This is a genomic window from Streptomyces sp. NPDC004542 (assembly GCF_040610035.1).
In the GTDB taxonomy this organism is placed as follows: domain Bacteria; phylum Actinomycetota; class Actinomycetes; order Streptomycetales; family Streptomycetaceae; genus Streptomyces.
The window spans coordinates 24836-41539 of the sequence record NZ_JBEXLP010000029.1 but is presented as its reverse complement, the minus strand read 5'-3'; the positions used below and the strand labels follow the sequence as shown (position 1 = coordinate 41539).

19 protein-coding genes are annotated in these 16704 nt (G+C 71.1%); 7 read left to right on the top strand and 12 right to left on the bottom strand.

Annotated features, from left to right (window positions below; translation table 11 throughout):
* Positions 1 to 3: 3 nt before the first annotated feature.
* The 6 genes from ABZX30_RS18125 to ABZX30_RS18100 form a co-directional block, all read right to left on the bottom strand.
* A complete protein-coding gene (locus ABZX30_RS18125; RefSeq protein ID WP_355934528.1) occupies positions 4 to 549 on the bottom strand; it encodes a hypothetical protein in 546 nt (181 codons plus the stop codon).
* Positions 550 to 634: 85 nt separating this feature from the next.
* Complete coding sequence (locus tag ABZX30_RS18120) at positions 635 to 2440, bottom strand: hypothetical protein (RefSeq protein ID WP_355934526.1); 1806 nt, start codon at positions 2438 to 2440, stop codon at positions 635 to 637.
* 65 nt (positions 2441 to 2505) lie between these two features.
* Positions 2506 to 2925, bottom strand: coding sequence for a hypothetical protein (locus ABZX30_RS18115; protein ID WP_355934525.1), 420 nt, complete (start codon positions 2923 to 2925; stop codon positions 2506 to 2508).
* Positions 2922 to 3245: a hypothetical protein gene (locus tag ABZX30_RS18110; protein WP_355934523.1), complete on the bottom strand. Its 324-nt coding sequence runs from the start codon at positions 3243 to 3245 to the stop codon at positions 2922 to 2924. Before ABZX30_RS18110 ends, ABZX30_RS18115 begins: the two co-directional genes overlap by 4 nt.
* Positions 3242 to 3382 carry a hypothetical protein gene (locus ABZX30_RS18105; protein ID WP_355934521.1) on the bottom strand — a complete coding sequence of 47 codons (141 nt, stop codon included), beginning with the start codon at positions 3380 to 3382 and terminating at the stop codon, positions 3242 to 3244. Before ABZX30_RS18105 ends, ABZX30_RS18110 begins: the two co-directional genes overlap by 4 nt.
* The gene (locus ABZX30_RS18100; protein ID WP_355934519.1) at positions 3379 to 3798 is read right to left on the bottom strand and encodes a hypothetical protein; all 420 of its coding nucleotides are present in this window, start codon (positions 3796 to 3798) and stop codon (positions 3379 to 3381) included. The genes ABZX30_RS18105 and ABZX30_RS18100 overlap by 4 nt, the downstream gene beginning before the upstream one ends.
* A gap of 474 nt (positions 3799 to 4272) precedes the next feature.
* Here ABZX30_RS18100 and ABZX30_RS18095 point away from each other — a divergent pair, with 474 nt between their 5' ends.
* The 4 genes from ABZX30_RS18095 to dnaB all read left to right on the top strand — a co-directional run bounded on the left by ABZX30_RS18095 (position 4273) and on the right by dnaB (position 8360).
* Positions 4273 to 4479 (top strand): hypothetical protein, encoded by a 207-nt coding sequence (locus tag ABZX30_RS18095; RefSeq protein ID WP_355934517.1) that lies wholly within the window; start codon positions 4273 to 4275, stop codon positions 4477 to 4479.
* Positions 4480 to 4858: 379 nt separating this feature from the next.
* Entirely contained in the window at positions 4859 to 5212 is a 354-nt protein-coding gene (locus tag ABZX30_RS18090; protein WP_355934516.1) for an XRE family transcriptional regulator, read from the top strand.
* A 374-nt stretch (positions 5213 to 5586) separates the two neighbouring features.
* The gene (locus tag ABZX30_RS18085; RefSeq protein WP_355934514.1) at positions 5587 to 6867 is read left to right on the top strand and encodes a hypothetical protein; all 1281 of its coding nucleotides are present in this window, start codon (positions 5587 to 5589) and stop codon (positions 6865 to 6867) included.
* Between the two features lie 95 nt (positions 6868 to 6962).
* A complete protein-coding gene (gene dnaB, locus ABZX30_RS18080; protein WP_355934512.1) occupies positions 6963 to 8360 on the top strand; it encodes a replicative DNA helicase in 1398 nt (465 codons plus the stop codon).
* Between the two features lie 300 nt (positions 8361 to 8660).
* Here the strand turns inward: dnaB and ABZX30_RS18075 are convergent, their stop codons facing one another.
* From ABZX30_RS18075 to ABZX30_RS18055, 5 genes are all read right to left on the bottom strand, one after another.
* Complete coding sequence (locus ABZX30_RS18075; RefSeq protein WP_355934510.1) at positions 8661 to 9749, bottom strand: hypothetical protein; 1089 nt, start codon at positions 9747 to 9749, stop codon at positions 8661 to 8663.
* A 101-nt stretch (positions 9750 to 9850) separates the two neighbouring features.
* Positions 9851 to 10117, bottom strand: coding sequence for a hypothetical protein (locus ABZX30_RS18070; protein WP_355934509.1), 267 nt, complete (start codon positions 10115 to 10117; stop codon positions 9851 to 9853).
* Complete coding sequence (locus tag ABZX30_RS18065) at positions 10114 to 10407, bottom strand: hypothetical protein (protein ID WP_355934507.1); 294 nt, start codon at positions 10405 to 10407, stop codon at positions 10114 to 10116. Before ABZX30_RS18065 ends, ABZX30_RS18070 begins: the two co-directional genes overlap by 4 nt.
* Before the next feature lie 114 nt (positions 10408 to 10521).
* On the bottom strand, positions 10522 to 11091 hold the full coding sequence (locus tag ABZX30_RS18060) for a peptide deformylase (RefSeq protein WP_355934505.1): 570 nt from the start codon (positions 11089 to 11091) through the stop codon (positions 10522 to 10524).
* The gene (locus tag ABZX30_RS18055) at positions 11088 to 12059 is read right to left on the bottom strand and encodes a helix-turn-helix transcriptional regulator (protein ID WP_355934504.1); all 972 of its coding nucleotides are present in this window, start codon (positions 12057 to 12059) and stop codon (positions 11088 to 11090) included. Before ABZX30_RS18055 ends, ABZX30_RS18060 begins: the two co-directional genes overlap by 4 nt.
* 139 nt (positions 12060 to 12198) lie before the next feature.
* On the opposite strand from ABZX30_RS18055, the gene ABZX30_RS18050 reads away from it, so the two are divergent.
* The 3 genes from ABZX30_RS18050 to ABZX30_RS18040 all read left to right on the top strand — a co-directional run bounded on the left by ABZX30_RS18050 (position 12199) and on the right by ABZX30_RS18040 (position 16157).
* A complete protein-coding gene (locus ABZX30_RS18050; protein ID WP_355934503.1) occupies positions 12199 to 13356 on the top strand; it encodes a glycosyltransferase family 1 protein in 1158 nt (385 codons plus the stop codon).
* Entirely contained in the window at positions 13353 to 14060 is a 708-nt protein-coding gene (locus ABZX30_RS18045) for a hypothetical protein (RefSeq protein WP_355934502.1), read from the top strand. The genes ABZX30_RS18050 and ABZX30_RS18045 overlap by 4 nt, the downstream gene beginning before the upstream one ends.
* A 1206-nt stretch (positions 14061 to 15266) precedes the next feature.
* Positions 15267 to 16157 carry a glycosyltransferase family 2 protein gene (locus ABZX30_RS18040; protein ID WP_355934501.1) on the top strand — a complete coding sequence of 297 codons (891 nt, stop codon included), beginning with the start codon at positions 15267 to 15269 and terminating at the stop codon, positions 16155 to 16157.
* On the opposite strand, the gene ABZX30_RS18035 is transcribed toward ABZX30_RS18040, so the two are convergent.
* Positions 16115 to 16633 carry an ATP-binding protein gene (locus ABZX30_RS18035; protein WP_355934499.1) on the bottom strand — a complete coding sequence of 173 codons (519 nt, stop codon included), beginning with the start codon at positions 16631 to 16633 and terminating at the stop codon, positions 16115 to 16117. The genes ABZX30_RS18040 and ABZX30_RS18035 overlap by 43 nt on opposite strands.
* Positions 16634 to 16704 lie beyond the last annotated feature (71 nt).

Genomic DNA, 16704 nt, shown 5'->3' with positions numbered 1-16704 from the left:
GGTTCAAGCTCCCTTCTCGAACAGGTCGTTCACGCCGCGGATCCGCGATGGCGCCGCCGCACCCGGCTGACCTCCGCTTTCACTGCCGGTGGCCTCCTCTGCGCTGCTGGGGGCCATCGCGGTGCGGGTCTTGTGCAGGCTCTTGGCCGCGATCTCGCCGACGCCCTGACGCCGTGCGGCCTTCCTGGCGGCCTTCTCGGCCCGCTGGGCGGGCAGTGCCGCGATCTCCCTGACGTGGTCGGCGTAGGCCAGGCGCAGCGACTCGGCGGCCTGCGCGGAGTCCTTGGCCGCCTTGACCAGGGCCTTCATGTGCTTGTCGACCTTCCGGGCCCGCCACCGGGCGGACCACTTGCCGTCGCCCTCGACGGTCTGGGACCTCAACGCGGTCTGGAAGGCGGCCCGGGCCGCCTCGTACGCGCTGAGGTCGGCGTTGTGCTCGCGCTGGCGGTCCACCGTCCAGGAGGTCAGGTGCTGCAGGTTCAGCAGCGGCCGGAACTCCGCCGGGACACGGTTGATGACCTCGGGGCTGACGTGCTCGATCTCGGACACGGGATGGTTCTCCTCTCGGGAAGGGGCCCGCCGGCTGTCGGGGGCGGAAGGCGGGCCCGGCCCGCGGCGTACTCGCCGCGCCGCGTCAGGAGCGGACGGCACGGATCTGGTTGCGGACCCACTCGGGGTCCAGGCCGCCGAACTCGGCGGCGAGAGCGGTAGGTGACGGGGTCTGGCCCGCTGCGAGGATCTCGGCGGCGCGGGCCCGTACCGCTGCCCGCTGCTCGGCGCCCGGAGCGCCGGGCCTGCTGCTCCTACCGGTACGCCTACCGCCCCGGTTACCGCCACCGGTGGAGCGCGGGTTGCCCCTGCCGGTAGAACGCGGGTTACCGCTGCCGGCAGGAGCGGGATTACCGGTCGGGTCACCGCCACCGGTAGAGCCGCCGTCACCGCCCCGGTCACCGCTACCGGCAGGAGCCGGGTTACCGGTGCCGCTACCGGTCGCCTCACCGGTGACCGACTCCTCCTCGTCGGCCTGGTCGGCCTCGTCGTCCGCCGCCGTGTGGTCGTCCATGAGCTTGTGGACGCGCCAGACGACCGCGACGAACATGGTCACGACGGCGATGACGAGGAAGGTCTTGCCGTCGGCTTCCGGTACGGCGAGGTGGTACGTGATGTTCGCGCCGAGCATCAGCAGCAGCGCCGGGTACACGTCCCTCTCCCGCTTGAAGGCGACGACGCAGTAGATGTCGATGCACACCGGCAGCAGCGGAGAGAACGGCCCGAAGCCGACCATCTTCGCCAGGTGGTACTCGCCGGTGGCGGCCAGGCCGATCGCCGCGAACAGCGCCAGCCAGACCATCAGGTCCCAGAACCGGCGGGCCATGCCGCGCCTGCGCCTGGCCCACGACTTCTTCCGGGCCGCCGCCGCGCGGGCCTTGGCCAGTTCCGCCTTGGCACTGCGCTGCAGCTTCTCGGCCCGGGCCTGGGCCTCGACCGCGTCCTTCATCACCGCGGCCTTCTCCCCCTCGGCGCCGGCCAGGATCGCCTGCGCCTGCTTGCGGGCGTCGGCCTCGGCGGTGCGCCGCATGTGCTCCAGCTCGGCGGCCAGCGCCTCGCGCTGCTCCTTCCGGCGGTGCTCGTGCTGCTTGCCGAGTGCTCGGAGCTCCCTCTCGAATGCTGCCCGGGCCTGTTCGAAGTCCTCGCGGTAGGCGTCCAGTTCGGCCTGGTTGGCAGCGCGTCGTTCGGCGAGTTCCTCGTTCAGCTCCAGCAGCGCCGTCCGGCGGGCGAGGTCGGTCTCGGCGGCGACCGCCGCGTGCGCGGCCGCCGTCTCGTTCGCCTGCTTCTGGGCCTCCCCGAGGATGCGGGCCGCGTCCGCCAGGGCGGTGCGGTACGCGGCCTCGGCGGAGGACCGGCGCAGGGCGGCGAGCTCGACCGCCTGCCGCTCTGCCTCGGCGAGCAGCAGGCGGGCCTGCTCCTCGGCGGCCGCCATGACCTCCTCGGCCGTCCGCTGCGCGTCGACGCGGGCGGCATCCAGCAGGTCACGGGCCTCCTGGTCGGCGGCGGCGCGGACCCTGTCCGCCTCGCCCGCCGCCCGGCACAGCCGCTTCCCGGCTTCCTCGGCGGCCTCGGCCAGGACCTGCCTGGCGTCGGCGGCAGCCGCCTGCCGGATCGTGCGGGCCGTCCCCTCGGCGCCTTCGCGCAGCTGCGCCGCTTCGTCGGCGGCCTGCCGGCGGGCGAGGTCGAGGGTGTCGGCGGCTTGGTCCATCAGGTCTGCGGCCCGGTCCCGTAGGTCCGCGAGCCTGACCTCCGCCTCTTCCAGCACCTCCTGGCTCGGCGGCACGGGCGCCTCAGCGGCCGGTCGGCGCTGCGGCGGGGTCGTCGTCTGGGCCGGCGACTTGCGCGCCGCCGTCTTCTTCCGGGCGCTGCGGGTGCCGGTACGGGCCGCCACGCGAACTCCTTTCATGCGGGTGGCCGCCTCGCGGCGGCCACCTGGTGTGCGGTGCGGTCCGTCTCTCAGCCCCGGGCGAGGCGGGCGGCGAGCCGGTCGATCACGCCGACGGCACGACGCCCGACCCGCTCGATCCGCTGCCGGAACAGCAGGTCCCCGCCTTGGCGCAGGCGGTTCTCCGCCCGCACCAGCGGCCCGCGCCCCACCCTTTCCAGGTGGTCGTCCAGCCGCGTGAGGTGCTGTCCGCGGAGCGCGGACGCCAGCTCCGCGACCGTGTACAGGGCGGAGACGTAGACGAACAGGGCCACCGCCACCGTGCGGCGTCGCACCTTGTGGCCCAGGCCGCCGACCGGGCCGTGCGCGAGGGCGATCTCGACCAGGTTCTGGTGGACCTCCCAGTCCACCGACGACCAGGTCCTGATGTCCCCGTGGTCCTGGCGGAAGCGCTCGATGTTCAGCGCGGACTTGCTGACTTGTGCGTTCATTCGGCGGCCGCCTCTTCTCCGCCCCGGATCAGGGCCTCGCGGGCGATGTGGATCTGCTCGGCCACCTCGTGCGGCAGCTCGGTCGGGTCGATCTCCTGCAGCAGCTCGACCGCGAGGTGACGGCGCAGGAGGTGGATCTGGAGGTCGTCGACGATTCCGTCCAGCCGCTCCAGCACCTGGTCGCGTTCGCCGCGTACGGTCTGCAGGGCGAACAGGGCGGCCGCGCAGTGCACGGTCGCGGTGTCGACGCCGTCGGCCTTCTCGCGCAGCTCGTCGAGCGTGCGGGCCAGGACGACACGGATCGGGAAGCGCAGCTTCACTTGCGCCCCCTGACCCTGGACACGGCCCGGCCGTGACGCTGCAGTTCGGCCTGCGCCTGCCGGCGGGCCTCCTCCGCCTTACGGGAGGCCTCGGCGGCCGCGGCGGCCGCGGCCGCTGCCCGCTCCTGCGGGCTCATGCGGCCCACCCCGTGTGCTCGTCGCGACCGGCATACGCGTCGAAGGCGACGTCGACCGAGGCGACCAGGGCCTCGATCTGCTCGACGGTGATGCGCGAGCTGTCGACGAGGATGCGCAGACCCACGTTGCCCTGGCACATCGTCCCGGCGATCCGGAAGCCGGTCTCGGTCCGGGTGATGCCGCTGTCCTCCAGCTCCTTCACCAGGGCCGGCAGCAGGTGCGCGGCCTCCTTGCGGACGACCAGGTCCGCCAGGATCTCGCCCGGGCGGACCGTCACGGCGACCTCGACACCGAGCTTCGAGAGGTCCTGGACCTCCTCGAACACGGACCACGCCTCGGCGACGACGTCCTCGACACCGTCAAAGACGGCTTTGGCCCGGAGCGGGGCGGCCTGGGTGACTGCGATGATGGTCATGCGGATCGATTCCTTTGCTCTGGAGATCCGTGGACCCCCGGCACACAGGGCGCTGCAACGCCGTGCCGGGGGTCGCGCCGTTCATGGCCGGCGCGGTGGGCGAACGGGGAGTCGAACCCCTGCTTCTGACGAAGCCCCACCTGGGGCCCGCCCTCTTCTGACCTCGGGCTTCGGATGCCGCCGGGCGGCCCTTCGGAAGGAAGGCACGCCCGGCGACTTAAGCCCAAATCGCATCAATTGGCACACTGTTGAGTTCACAAGAAACGAACGGCCCGCCAGCTTCAGCCCTTGCGGACCTGGTTCTGACGCCGTCGAACGAGCAGCTGAGCCCACCAAGAAGCACCCGACCGTGTCGGCCGCCGCGCCTCGGTGGCAGGTCGAGCCTCACACAGAAGTCGTTGACTTTCAAGTTTCTAGAGATCTTATGAGTTGTGGTGTTCTATGGATCCTGTGACGCCCCGTACGCTCACCGGCATGGAAGAAGTGATGACGACCGAGGAAGTGCGGAAGAACTGGGGGAACCTGCTCACAGAGATCCGCAACCGGGTCCGGGGGGCGATCATCCTGCGGCGCTACCGGGATGAAGTCGCGGTCCTGGTCCCGGTCGACTGGTACCGAAAGGCCGTCAACGAGATCGGGCGGCCCGTGACCCTGGTCGACCCGACCAAGGTGGACGAGTAGCGACAGGGCATCAGCCCGTACGCCGCATGCCGTCAACCTCCTGCAACCGCCCTTCACTCCCGCGAGGATCGAAACTCAAGCAGAAGTGGAGCAGGAGATTGTGCGGCCGCAAGTCCGGCACGCCGCCAGCGGCTTCGCCCTCATGGCGTAGCTTTCCGCTGCTCGTCCCGGGCCCACCCGCAGAGCGGTCACCTGACAGCTCGCCAGACCGCGCCGGGCCGGGGTGTACCCCGGGCGACGCGAGGCCAACTCGAAGGAGACACAGGGATCCGAGTGCGGAGTTTCCACCTCCTCCGTACGGTAGGCTCCCCACACCCGCGTACAGGTGGACTTAACTTTGGTTAGTCACGTATTCAACAGGCCAGGAAGAGGGGGGAATATGGACCAGCACCCGGTGCAGTCGCCAAGCCAGGAGCAGCACCCGGTGGAGGCGGTGATCCGCGCGAGCGTCGCCGCTGTCCGCAATGTCACCGGTGAGTCCCTCACCGACATCGCCAAGGCGCTCGGCCGCTCGAAGGTCCTGATCTCCGGCAGACAGCGCGGTCAGTTCCCGTGGAAGACGTCCGACATCGGTTGGCTGGCCGACCACTGGAAGATCCCTCCGCATACGCTGCTGGCCGGCCCTACAGCCGCGATCAGCGCCCTCTCGGTCGCACGCGTCGATGAACTGCGGTCGGCGAAGGGACTGCCCAAGCAGGCGACGCTCCCCGTCCTGGCAACGACTGCCGCCTGAAATGCAAGCGGCCCGGGACAGGGTCCCGGGCCACCGCCCAGAAGGTGCTCGCGCCTCTCCTCGCCAAAGGTTGTCGCGAGTCCTTCCAAAACAGCTGTGATGTGTGCAAGGCACTCCATCACCCCTGGCTCCGGCCAGGGGGCCGGTGCCGCTTACACCCAAGTGGTACCCAGGTGCTTCCCCCCACTCTACGGGGGAGCGTCAAGTTGCGGGAGATCGCCCCGCACATCGACGGGGTGCACAGGCGCACAGGACAGCGGGAAGGTAAGCACGTTGTACCGCCTGACCAGCACCGATGCCGTTGGTGTCGGAGAAATTTCCCCGTCAGATGTTCTGCCTCACACCTTTCGAGGCGTCGCCCGGACGGTGGCCCGGTGAAGCGCCCGCAGAAGGCGTCGGCTGCCGCCGCTCCGCCGGACGACGACGAGATGTTCGAGTTCTCGGGCACGATCACCGACTACTGGTCGTACACCCAGGTCCGTGACTACGTGATGCTGATGCCGGGAATGACGCACACGGCGTTCCGGCTCTACTGCCTGCTGCGGTCGATGATGGTCGAGGCGTCCCGCCTGCCTCGCAACGGCATGCGGCGCATGACGATCGACCAGCTGTGCTGGCTGCTGCCCGGCCCGAACGACAAGCCGCTCAGCGTCTCCGCGATGTACGAGATCCTGAGGACGCTGGAGGAACTCAACCTCGTCGTGCCCAAGGACGCCGTAGAGCTCGAGGGCATCACCAAGCTCAAGGGCAAGGCGCGGGCCGCGCAGGGCATTTCCCGCGGCTTCACCGTCAACGACCTGCCGCCCGACGCCGTCCACACCGGATGGCGCAACGCGTGGGACAAGCTCGACGCGTACACGCCGGACTGGCGGGAGAACCCCCCGCAGCCGCCCACCCACCTCACCGAGGTCGAGACCTCACCGAACGGCCAGACCCAGGCCCGGGTGAGGCTGGTCGACCCCGACGGCAAGCCGTTCCAGAAAACTGGAACGCCGCAGGCCGCAGCCGACGAGGCCCCTTCATTCCAGATTTCTGGAACGCCATTCCAGATTTCTGGAACGCCCTTCCAGAAATCTGGAACGGATCTCGCGCTGACCAGCGGAAATGATCACCCTCTAAGAAGCTCTCTCAAAGAAGCCTCTCCCTCTCCTGTCCCGGGTGCCCCAACGCTCCCCAACGTCACGGCTGAGCCGGTGACGGGAGGAGAGGAGAAGTCGGCTTCGCCGGAGCACGACACCGCGTCCTCGGCTGCCCCCGAGGAGTCGGCCACCCACGACGACGTGCGGGTCGCCGAGGCCTGGATCACGGCTCGCCAGCAACACGGGCACGGTGTCCCCGCCCGGGGACGGACGGCCATGACCCGCGACGCGGCCAGACTGCTCGCCGACGGCATCGACGTCGATCACCTGATCGCCGCGGCCGCCGACATGGCCAGCCGGGCCAACTGGTACAGCCTGCCGCGCCACCTGGAGCGGTTCGTCCCGCCGGAGGCCTCGGTGCCCGGCCAGCGCCCTCCCCTGCCGCAGTGGTGCGGCAAGTGCAACGACGGCATCGAGCCCACCCAGCCCGGCCAGCGCATGCGCGAAGACGACGACGGCCGGCTCGTCCGGTGCGAGTGCCACCCCAGCTACGGCAAGAAGCCGGTCCCGGCCTAGAACCTCCCTCCGCAGCACAACGGCAGCAGGGGAGCCCGTAGCAAGGCCCCTGCCGCCACCCGAATCACCAGATCAGAAGGGACTGGGATTCATCCATGAGCGTGCCCACTCAGCACGACCGCATCGAGAACGGCGGCAGCCCGCTGTTCGACGACGCCCCGGACACCGTCCCCTTCGAGCGCCTCCCGCCGCAGGACGTGGACGCCGAACAGAGCGCCCTCGGTGGCATGCTGCTGTCGAAGGACGCGATCGGCGAGGTCAACGAGACCGGCATCGACGCTGCGGCCTACTACCGCCCGGCCCACGGCGTGATCCACGACGCGATCACCACCATGTACGGCAAGGGCCAGCCGGTCGACCCGATCACGGTCGGCGACCACCTGACCAAGAGCGGCGACATCGAGCGCATCGGCGGCGCCTCCTACCTCCACACCCTGGTGCAGTCGGTGCCGACGGCGGCGAACGCCGCGCACTACGCCGAGATCGTGGTCGAGCGCTACAAGCTGCGGCGTCTGATCGAGGCCGGCACGCGGATCGTGCAGATGGGCTACGCCGCTGAGGGCGAGGTCGCCGACATCGTCAACGCCGCGCAGGGTGAGATGCAGGCGGCGACCCAGCTCGCCGCCGGCGGCGGACTGGAGCGCGTGCAGTGGGCGGACGACATGCTGGAGGACTACCTCCGCAGCATGGACGAGCCGCCCCGCTCCCGGCTGCCGCTCCCGTACCGGGACCTGGAGGCCATGCTGCCGATGGAACCCGGCGACCTGGTCGTGGTCGCGGCCCGTCCGGCGGTCGGCAAGTCCGTGGTCCTGCTGGACTTCGCCCGGTGGGTGGCGATCGAGCACCGCAAGACGGTCCTGGTGTCATCCATGGAGATGAGCCGCCCCCAGCTGATGGAACGGATCATCGCTGCCGAAGCGCGCGTCCCGCTCAACCGCGTCAAGGACCGCAACTACCAGAACGACGACCGGCAGCGCATCCACACCGCCGCTCTGCGCATCAACGGCGCTCCGCTCGTCGTGGACGACGGCCCGGCCGCCACCATCGTGCAGCTGCGGTCGCGGCTGCGCTGGCTCCAGGCCCAGAACAGGCTGCCGGAGGTGCTGGAGGTCGACTACCTCCAGATCATGAAGGCCTCCGGCAAGCGCGGGCAGAACCGCACGGGCGAGGTGGACGAGGTCTCGCGCGGACTCAAGGAGCTCGCCGGTGAGTTCGGCGTCGTCGTCATCGCGGCAGCCCAGCTGAACCGCGAGGTCGAGAGACGCGAGGACAAGAAGCCGATGATGGCCGACCTGCGCGAGTCCGGCTCGATCGAGGCCGACGCCAACGCGGTGATCCTGCTGCACCGGCCCGACGCGTACGACAGGGACCACGAGCGGGCCGGCGAGATGGACCTGATCGTCGGCAAGAACCGGCAGGGGCCGACAGGCACCGTCACCGTCGCCTTCCAGGGACATTACGCCCGCGCCCGCGACCTCGGCACCGGCTTCTGATCTGCTGCTTATGGGATCTCAGATTCCGTGTCGGAATCTCACGGCTGATGTCGGGTCGGCGTCGGATCTGACGCCGACCGTGAGATGGCCTGGGTCACAGGCTTGCTGGTCCGCCACGGTCGGTGTGGACCGCGAGCAGATGACACGAGGCTGAGATTTCAGCGGCCGACAGGTCGTGAGACTGCAGGAGAAGCCACAGTTCCTGGAGACGGCCTCCGACAGGAACCGCGAGACCCTGCGGGTCTCCAAGGCCAAGGTCCGCACCACGGTCCTCGCCCGAGTGGCTGGGGAGGGTCGACGTCACGTCGCGGGCGCGGTCTTCGGCAGCATGACCACCACCTCGTTGAGGACGGCGTTGAGGCGGATGGGCTCGGGGATGTCGTCCATGCTGATACGCGGGACGGTGTGGCTGATCGGCCGGTGCATCACGTCGTCGGCGATGTCCTTGAAAGCCGCGAGCTTCTGCGCGTGGTTCTTGTCGTTGCGCTTCATGCTGAAAACGTGCTGGGCCGCCACGTGCTTGAAGTCGGTGTGTCCGAAAACCGGCGGGATGTGGTCCAGGATCGAGCGGATCATGGCGGCGCAGGCGTATGGGTTCTCCGCGAGGTAGGCGTCGTTCAGGCCCTGGCACAGGGCGATGAGCTTGTGCACCTTCCACCGGGTCGTGGCGGCCACGGTCTGCAGTTCCTCCATGAGGTCGACGTGGACGTACGCGCCCCGGCTCGGCTCCGCGGCCATGGTCTCCTCCTGCACGACGGTCGGGGCGTACTGGGCAGCGTTCGCGGCGACGATGTCGCACGTCTTCTCGATGTACTCCTCCACGGTGTGCATGCCGCGGAACCGCATGACGCTGCGGGTGACCTCCCGCTCCCAGGATCCGTCGCCGAGATGGGCGCCCCCGGTGCTGATGGCCGGTTCGTAGGACAGCAGATCGGGCAGCGCCTTGACGAACCACGGCTCCAGGTCGGGGAGCGCGATCTTCAGTTCACCAGAGCGCAGGACGACGGTAGGAACCTCGTCGGCGAGGACCGGCCTGCTACTGATGTACAGATCGATCATGTGGCGGAGGGTGCGCATGAACGGTTCACCGACGGCCATCCGGCCCTTCGGCAGCCTGTAGGCGCCGGCGACGGTCAGCCGCACCCGGTGGCCAGGGTCGATGGGCGCGCGCATGGGGACGGCGTAGCCGTAGCCGGAGGCAAACGGTGCCTCGTTGCCCACGCGCGGCAGTGAGTGGAAGACGACATCGGCGTCCTGGCCGCGCATGTCGAACTCGTGCTGCACGTTGGCCCACAGCGGCCACTCGCCCGTCTCGATCCACGGCTGGGCGATAGCGGTGAGGAGGCTCCGCTGGTCCGGGGTGAGCGTCACGTTGAGGAGCGTGGTCAAGGAAACCCCTTGGGGCGAGACGGTGGTGACGGGCGGCCTTGGGGCGTTCATGTCCGACAGCCTCGAGCCGTCCACGGGTCAGGTGGACGGCGGGGACATGCCTACGGTCCGGCGATCAACCAGAGGATGAGGATGGCGTCCAGGTCCTGGCTGTGGCGGTAGACGACGGAGATCCCGCGGCCGCCGGTCTGCTCGGGCAGCAGCTCGACGACGCGGGACTCGCTGCGCGGGTCTGCGTCCGGCAGGGCGCGGCCTTGCGCCGGGGCGTCTTCGAGCGAGCGGCGGACGCTCTCGACGGCGGCCCGCTCGGTCGGGCTGAGTTCGGTGAGGATCTTCTCGGCGGGGTCGCTGAAGAAGGCGTGGGTCACCGGGCGGCCTCGGCGAGCTTGCGCCGCAGTTCGGCCTCGACGTCGTCGGCGGGCCGGGCGAGGGCTGCCATGGCGCCGGAGTCGTACCGCATCAGGATGCGGTGGCGGTAGGCCTGGGTGATCTCGCGGACCCGGGTCAGGTCGTCCAGGTCGATCGCGTCGAGTTCCTTCTCGAACGCCTGCCGGTCACCGGGGAAGCCCCACGTCGACAGCGCCTCGCGCAGCTCGGCGAGCGTGCGCATGGGCGGGCTGAACTGGCTCGCGGCGGGGTGCTCGGGCTGCGCCGTCACGGTGACCTCCTCCTGGTTGCTGCCTATGACGCTACTCGGATCGGGCGTGTTGCGGGGAGAGTCCCCCGACAGCGGCCGGCATCTTCGGCGTGAAGACCAGCAGACTGCCCTTGGCTAGGAGTCGTATGCCCAGGATCGGCCGGTCTGCCGGTACTGCTCGACGGGGATGGGCTCGACGCCGGGCCGCATCCGGCTCAGGTACAGCATCCCGTTGAGGTGGTCGATCTCGTGGGCGATGAGCCGGGCAAGCCCCCGCTCGTACACCGTGCTGACAGTAGTGCCGTCGAGGGTCGTGGTCTCGACGGTGATGCGGAGCGGGCGGGGGACCATCCCGCGGACGTCGAAGAACGACAGGCACCCTTCGTACTGCTCGTCGGTGTCGTCGCAGGCGTCGGTGACGCGGGGGTTGAGCAGCACGATGGCGCCGGCGCCCGGGTCGGGTGGCTGGACGGCGGCGGCCGCACGGCCGATGCCGATCTGCGGGGCCGCGAGCCCCATGCCCTTGGCGAAGGGGTGGACCCGGCCGATGCGTTCCATGGAGGCGAACAGCGCTTCCACGGCCTGCTCGGCGGCCTCCCGCTCGGCGGGCAGGTCGAAGGGGCGGGCCGCCTCGGTCAGCACGGGTACGCCGCGCTGGACGACGCCGAGGTTGCGCATCTGCTCGCTGGGCCGGACCTGGCTCACCTGAACTCCCCTTGATTCACGTTCTGTTCGGGACGGGCCCGGAACCTCCATTCCAGACGATAGCGAGCGTGCAGAGCCGGGTGGCCGGTCGACCAGGTGAAGACGCGCATGCCGTCCTCCTCGCGTCGGCCGGGAGCGCTGGGCAGGGGAGAGGCCTCGGCGGTCATCGAGGTCTCGGTGCCCCACAGCACGGGATCGAGCGTGGCGGGGAAGGCGAGCGTGACCTCCAGGTGCTCAGTGGGCAGCCGCACGGCCCGCTGGAACCAGCGGCCCCACTTGGTGTCGCTGACGGTGTAGGCGTACTCGATCCACACCGAATCGCCGGGGTAGAGCGGGAAGCGGCCCTGATCGTTGTCGAACAGCAGCCATACCTCCTTGAAGGCATCCCGGTCGTGCTTGGCCTCCCAGCGCATCACCTCTCCGCGGCAGGTCGCCGTGAGCTCCAACTCATCCCAGGTCAGCGGGTGGGCCCGGTAGTGGGCGTTGGAACGCTCGGGGTCGCCGGGGTAGCAGTCGACCGAGATACGGATCAGGTATCGCGTGATCGGGGCCGTACCGGTGTTGCGCAGCAGACGGCGCATGGTCAGCCGGTAGAGGCTGCCGTCGTAGTCGAGCCGGGCGGCGTCGTGCTCCACGACGATCGCCGAGCCCGTGGCATACGGCTGCTCGGCCGGCCGCGACGCGGGAACGGCGGCCGCCGCGGTGGTCTGTCGGACTCGGGCCGTCTCGTACTCGTTCCACCTGCGCCAGATCGCCTTGCCCGCGTTCAGCGTCTCGTCCGCGCGACGCGCGAAGTCGGCGGTCGGTTTGTGCCGGCCGGACTCCATGTGGCTGACGTAGGAGGGGTGGAACCCCATCAGCTCGGCGAGGACCTTCTTCGGCAGGCCGCGCACCTCGCGCCAGTAGGCGACCTCGGCGGCGAAGTTCGCAGATGCCTGTTCCACGGTGACCGCGTCATGCGCGTCCATCAAAGCCCCCGCCCTGCTTGGGTGTTGAGTGCGTGAGTGAACCGTGAGTGAGGACAGTTCACCATTCTGTCGCCATGACCGTCGCCGGTTTCCTCCTCTCACCGGCCCGACGCTCGCGGCCGGTGAGAGGGGATGCGCCATGCCGCGCCTGCTGTACCTGCTCAACGTCTCCAACCCGAACCGGTTGTCGGCAGACTCCGGCTTCACCTTCGCCGACCTGCTGGCCCCGGCCCTGACGGATGCCGGGGCGGAGGTGACCGTGGCGGCCCCGGTCGCCACCGGTGACCGCCGGGTGGGCTTCGAGCCCGCCCGGGCTCCGGCCACGAAGTACCGGGCCCGCTTCGACCCCGGCCTGGACGTACTGGCGGACCTGATCCGGCGTACGCGGCCGGAGGTGGTGGTGGCCAACCAGATCGAGGCGGCACCCGCGATCCGGGCTGCCCTCCTGGAAGCCGGGACGGACGCGCTGATCGCCGGGTACTGCCACTACCTGCCGTTCTCCTTCGCCGACGACGGGCGGCTCCTGGCTGACCCGTCCCTGGACGACGGCGGGCTGGGGCGCAGCGTGATGCTGGCCTTCGCCGCCGGGCTCGCGGCGTGCGACCGCGTCCTCGTGCACTCGTCCACCGCCGCGTCCTGGACGACGGCGGCCGCCGCCCGGATGAGCGTGGAGCTCACGGAGAAGCTGCACGTCGTGCCCGCCCCCCGCGACGAGCGCCTGGTACGCGACCCCGCCGACGTCGACGTACCGGACGGCAAGGCGCACGCCGTCTACAACCACCGGCTCTACGCCCACTACGGCACCGCCGCGTTCACCGACCTGGCCCGCCGCCTGGTCGCCGAGGCACCGGTGAAGCTGACCGTGATGGACCTGTTCGGTACCCGCAGCCCCGAACGCGTCCGGCTGGACCCGAGCCCCGAGCGGCACCGCGACGAGCTCGCCTTCCTCGACGGCGTCACGATCGCCTCCGACCGGGGCGACCGCGTGCGGTACCGCAACCTGCTGGCCGGCGCGCACTTCGGCATCGCCCCGTTCCGGCCGGGCTGCCCCTGGTCGATGTCCGTCATCGACTGCCAGGGCATGGGCCTGCCGGTCATCGCCCCGCGCACCGGGTGGCTGGCCGAGCACATCGACGACGACCTTCTGTTCACCAGCCCCGAGCAGGCCGTGGCCATCGCGACCCGGCTCGCCACCGACAGCGAGTTCTACCGGGTGCACGCCAAGCGGGCCCACGCCGCCACCGCCGACCTCACCCCCGCCGCCGTGGCGGCCCGTTACCTGGAGGCCCTGCGATGACGGCGCCGTTCGACGCGGTGATGCTCTCCTACGACGAACCCCTCGCCGACAAGATGCACGCCCGCCTTCAGCGGATCCTCGGGACGCCGGTGAAGCGGCTGCACGGCGTTCAGGGGATGCGCCGGGCCTACCGGCTGGCCGCCGAGGTCGTCGACAAGGAGCAGTTCCTGCTGGCCGATGGGGACTTCGTCCTGGCCACCGAGTTCGCCCTGTCCGCCGTCGAGCCGCTGGACGAGGGCGTGTCGATGCGGGTGTGGCGGGCCCGCAACCCGCTCAACGGCCTGATCTACGGCTACGGCGGGCTCAAGCTGATCCGCCGCTCGGCCCTGCGGGCGCTCGGCGACGCGGTCGACGTGCTGGCCGCGCTGCCCGGCCGGTGTGAGTTCACCGCCGACGTCGCCGGAACCACCCGGATCAACCAGTCCCCGTATCACGCCTGGAAAGCCGGCTTCCGAGAGTGCGCGATGCTCTCGCGCGGCAGCGAGTACGGCATGGACGACGCGGAGGCCGCCGAGCGGATCGCCGCGTGGACCGCGGGCGGCGAAGGCGAGTTCGCCCAGTTCGCCGTCTCCGGCGCCCGCGAAGGCGTCGCCTTCGCCCACGAGGCCGCCCTCGTCCCGACCCTGTTCGACAAGCTCAACGACCCCGGGTGGCTCTACCAGCGGTTCACCGCCGGGCACGGCGAACAGGCCATCGCCGGATGACCGCCGCCCTGGTGCTCGTCGAGCCCGGCGCCCACCGGCCGGGCGGCCACCGCGACCACGCCCTGACCGCGCTCGCGGCCGCGCACGGCAACACGGTCGTGATGGCCCCCTACGGTGTCGCCGCACCGACCCGGGCCGCCCTGCTGGGGGCCGGAGCCCGGGTCACGGCTCCCGCCGGGAGGGTGCCCTCGGCGCTGGCGGCGGCCGCCGCGTACACCGCGGCGCTCGCTGCAGCCGCGCGGCGGGTGCTTGCCTCCCGCCGCTGGCCGGTGGCTGTGCGCAGACTCCCGCACCAGGTCACGCTGCTGGCCCGCTGCCTGGCAGAGGCCGCCTGCGTACGCACCGGCCGCCGCCTCACCGGCGGTGCGGGCACGGTGGTGGTCCTCAGCGCGAGCGAGGCCCTGCACGGCGCCGCCGGGCTGCTCGGCGGGCACCACGTCCGCTTCGTGCACGAGCTGGTCACCACGGAGGACGCCGCGCTGCGCCTCCTCGGCCACCTGACCCGCAGGGGCGAGCGGCGGGTCAAGGTCCTCGCCCCCACCGACGCCGTACGCGAGGACCTGGCCGCCCGCTTCCCCCGCCTGCCGCTCCACGTGCGTCCTTTCGCGGTCGCAGACCCCGGCGACCGGCTCACCGACACCGACCGCCGGCGGGCCCGGGAGGCCTTCGGCATCCCGCCCCACGAACCGGCCGTGTGCCTGGTCGGCGGCTGGTGGCCCTACAAGGACCTCGACGTCGTCGACGCCGCCCTCGCCCGGCTCGATGCACCCGTGCACGTGCTGGTCGTCGGCGGCCCGGCCGCCCACGGGCTGCTGAAGAGGTGGGCGGCCCTGCCACACGTCCGCCTGCACACCCGGCCCGGACCCGTTCCCGAGGCCGTGGTCAGTCAGGCCTACGCCGCCGCCGACGCGGCCCTGGTCGCCCGCCGGGCCGGGGTCGCCAAGGAGAGCGGCCTGGTGGTCGACGCCGTACGCCTGGGCGTCCCGCTCATCGTCTCCGACCACGACCCGGCGCTCAGCAAGGCTCTCGCCGGTCAGGACTGGGTGCGGCTGTTCCCGACCGCGGACAGTGCAGCGCTGGCGGACGTCCTGCGGGACCTGGCCTGGTCCCCGCTGCCCCGCCCCGCAGCCTGCGCGGCCGCCGACCTCGGCGTGCCCACGACCGCCGAACAGATCGCCTTCCTCACCGACCTAAGGAGCCGTGCCGATGACCGCCCTGCCCCCGCTGATCGCCGTGGTCGGACCCGTCGAACCCGCCCTGCTCACCGCCTGGGTCGCCCACTACCGCACGCTCGGCATCGAGCGGTTCCACCTCGCCTTCCACTTCCCCGACCACGTCGACCCGGACCGGCGCCACCAGGTGCAGGCCGCCTGCCGTGAGCTCGGGATCGTCCCGGACGCGGTGAGCGCCGGGCCGTGGCACGAGCACACCAACCCCCGGCTGCGGGACGCCCTGCGCGAGCGCGCCGGCGCCGGGTGGCACCTGCTTGCCGACTCCGACGAACTCCACGCCTATCCCGCCCCGCTCGCCGAGGTGATCGCCGCGGCGGAGGCCTCGGGGACCGGCACCGTGGGCGGGCTGATACTCGACCGGGTCAGCGCCGACGGCTCCCTGACCGGCTGGGACCCGGCCGAGGGACTGGACGCCGCGTATCCGCTCGGCGCCTTCCTCACCCACCACCTGCTGCGCGGAGACCCCCGAAAGATCGTCCTCGCGCACTCCGGCGTGCCCGTGGCCTCCGGCAACCACCGCGCCGAGGGCCACCGCCCCGCCAACCGCCCGCCCGTCGTTGTCCACCACTTCAAGTGGCGCGACGGCGTCCGCCGGGACGTCGAGCGGCGCGCGGAACACTCGGCGGACGGCACCTGGAAGACCGCCTCACCAGCCCGCCTGGCGGAGGCCCGGCGCCTGCTGGACCACCTTCAGCGGCACGGCGGCCGGATCGCCGTCGACTCCCCGCGGCTGTGCTTCCGGCCCGTCTCGCTGCGGACCGTCCCCGACTGGTGGGCGGCCGAGGCCACCCGGCTGGTCACCACCTGGCGGCCGCCCGCGGGTCAGAACGAGCCGGGCTCGATGATCTCCTCACCCTCGTCGTGAGGGGGCTCGAACCGGGCGTAGAAGTCGTCCAACGCCTGCGGGGTGACGGTCAGCGCGTTCGCGTCCTCACGCCGGTTGCGCTCCTCCAGGCGCCGCAGCAGCTCCGCACGGGGCACCGGGAAGTACAGAAGCCGAGGACGGCCGCCCGCCTCGGCGATGACCTTCTTCCACTCCTCGCGGTCCGAGCGCAGCCACAGCCCGTGGTCCAGCACGGCATCCCGTCCGGCGGCGATCAGACCGACCAGCTCCTCGCGGATCTCGGCGATCACCGGGGCCTCCAGGGCGAAGTAGTCCCGCTCCGGATAGTCGACGCCGTAGCGGCCGTGCCGCTCGTGCACCCGTTCGTCCACGGACAGCCGCACCGCCCCGGCCGGCACCAGTCGCCGCTTCGCGTACGTGGTCTTGCCCGACCCGGTCAGCCCCACCAGCAGATACACCACCGGACCCGACTCCCGACCGGTCACCGCCGCCTGCACCAGGGCTCCTCTCGCTGCGCGAACCGCTCCTCGGACCAGCCTGCCACCCTCCGCCGTCCCGCGCGGCCAGA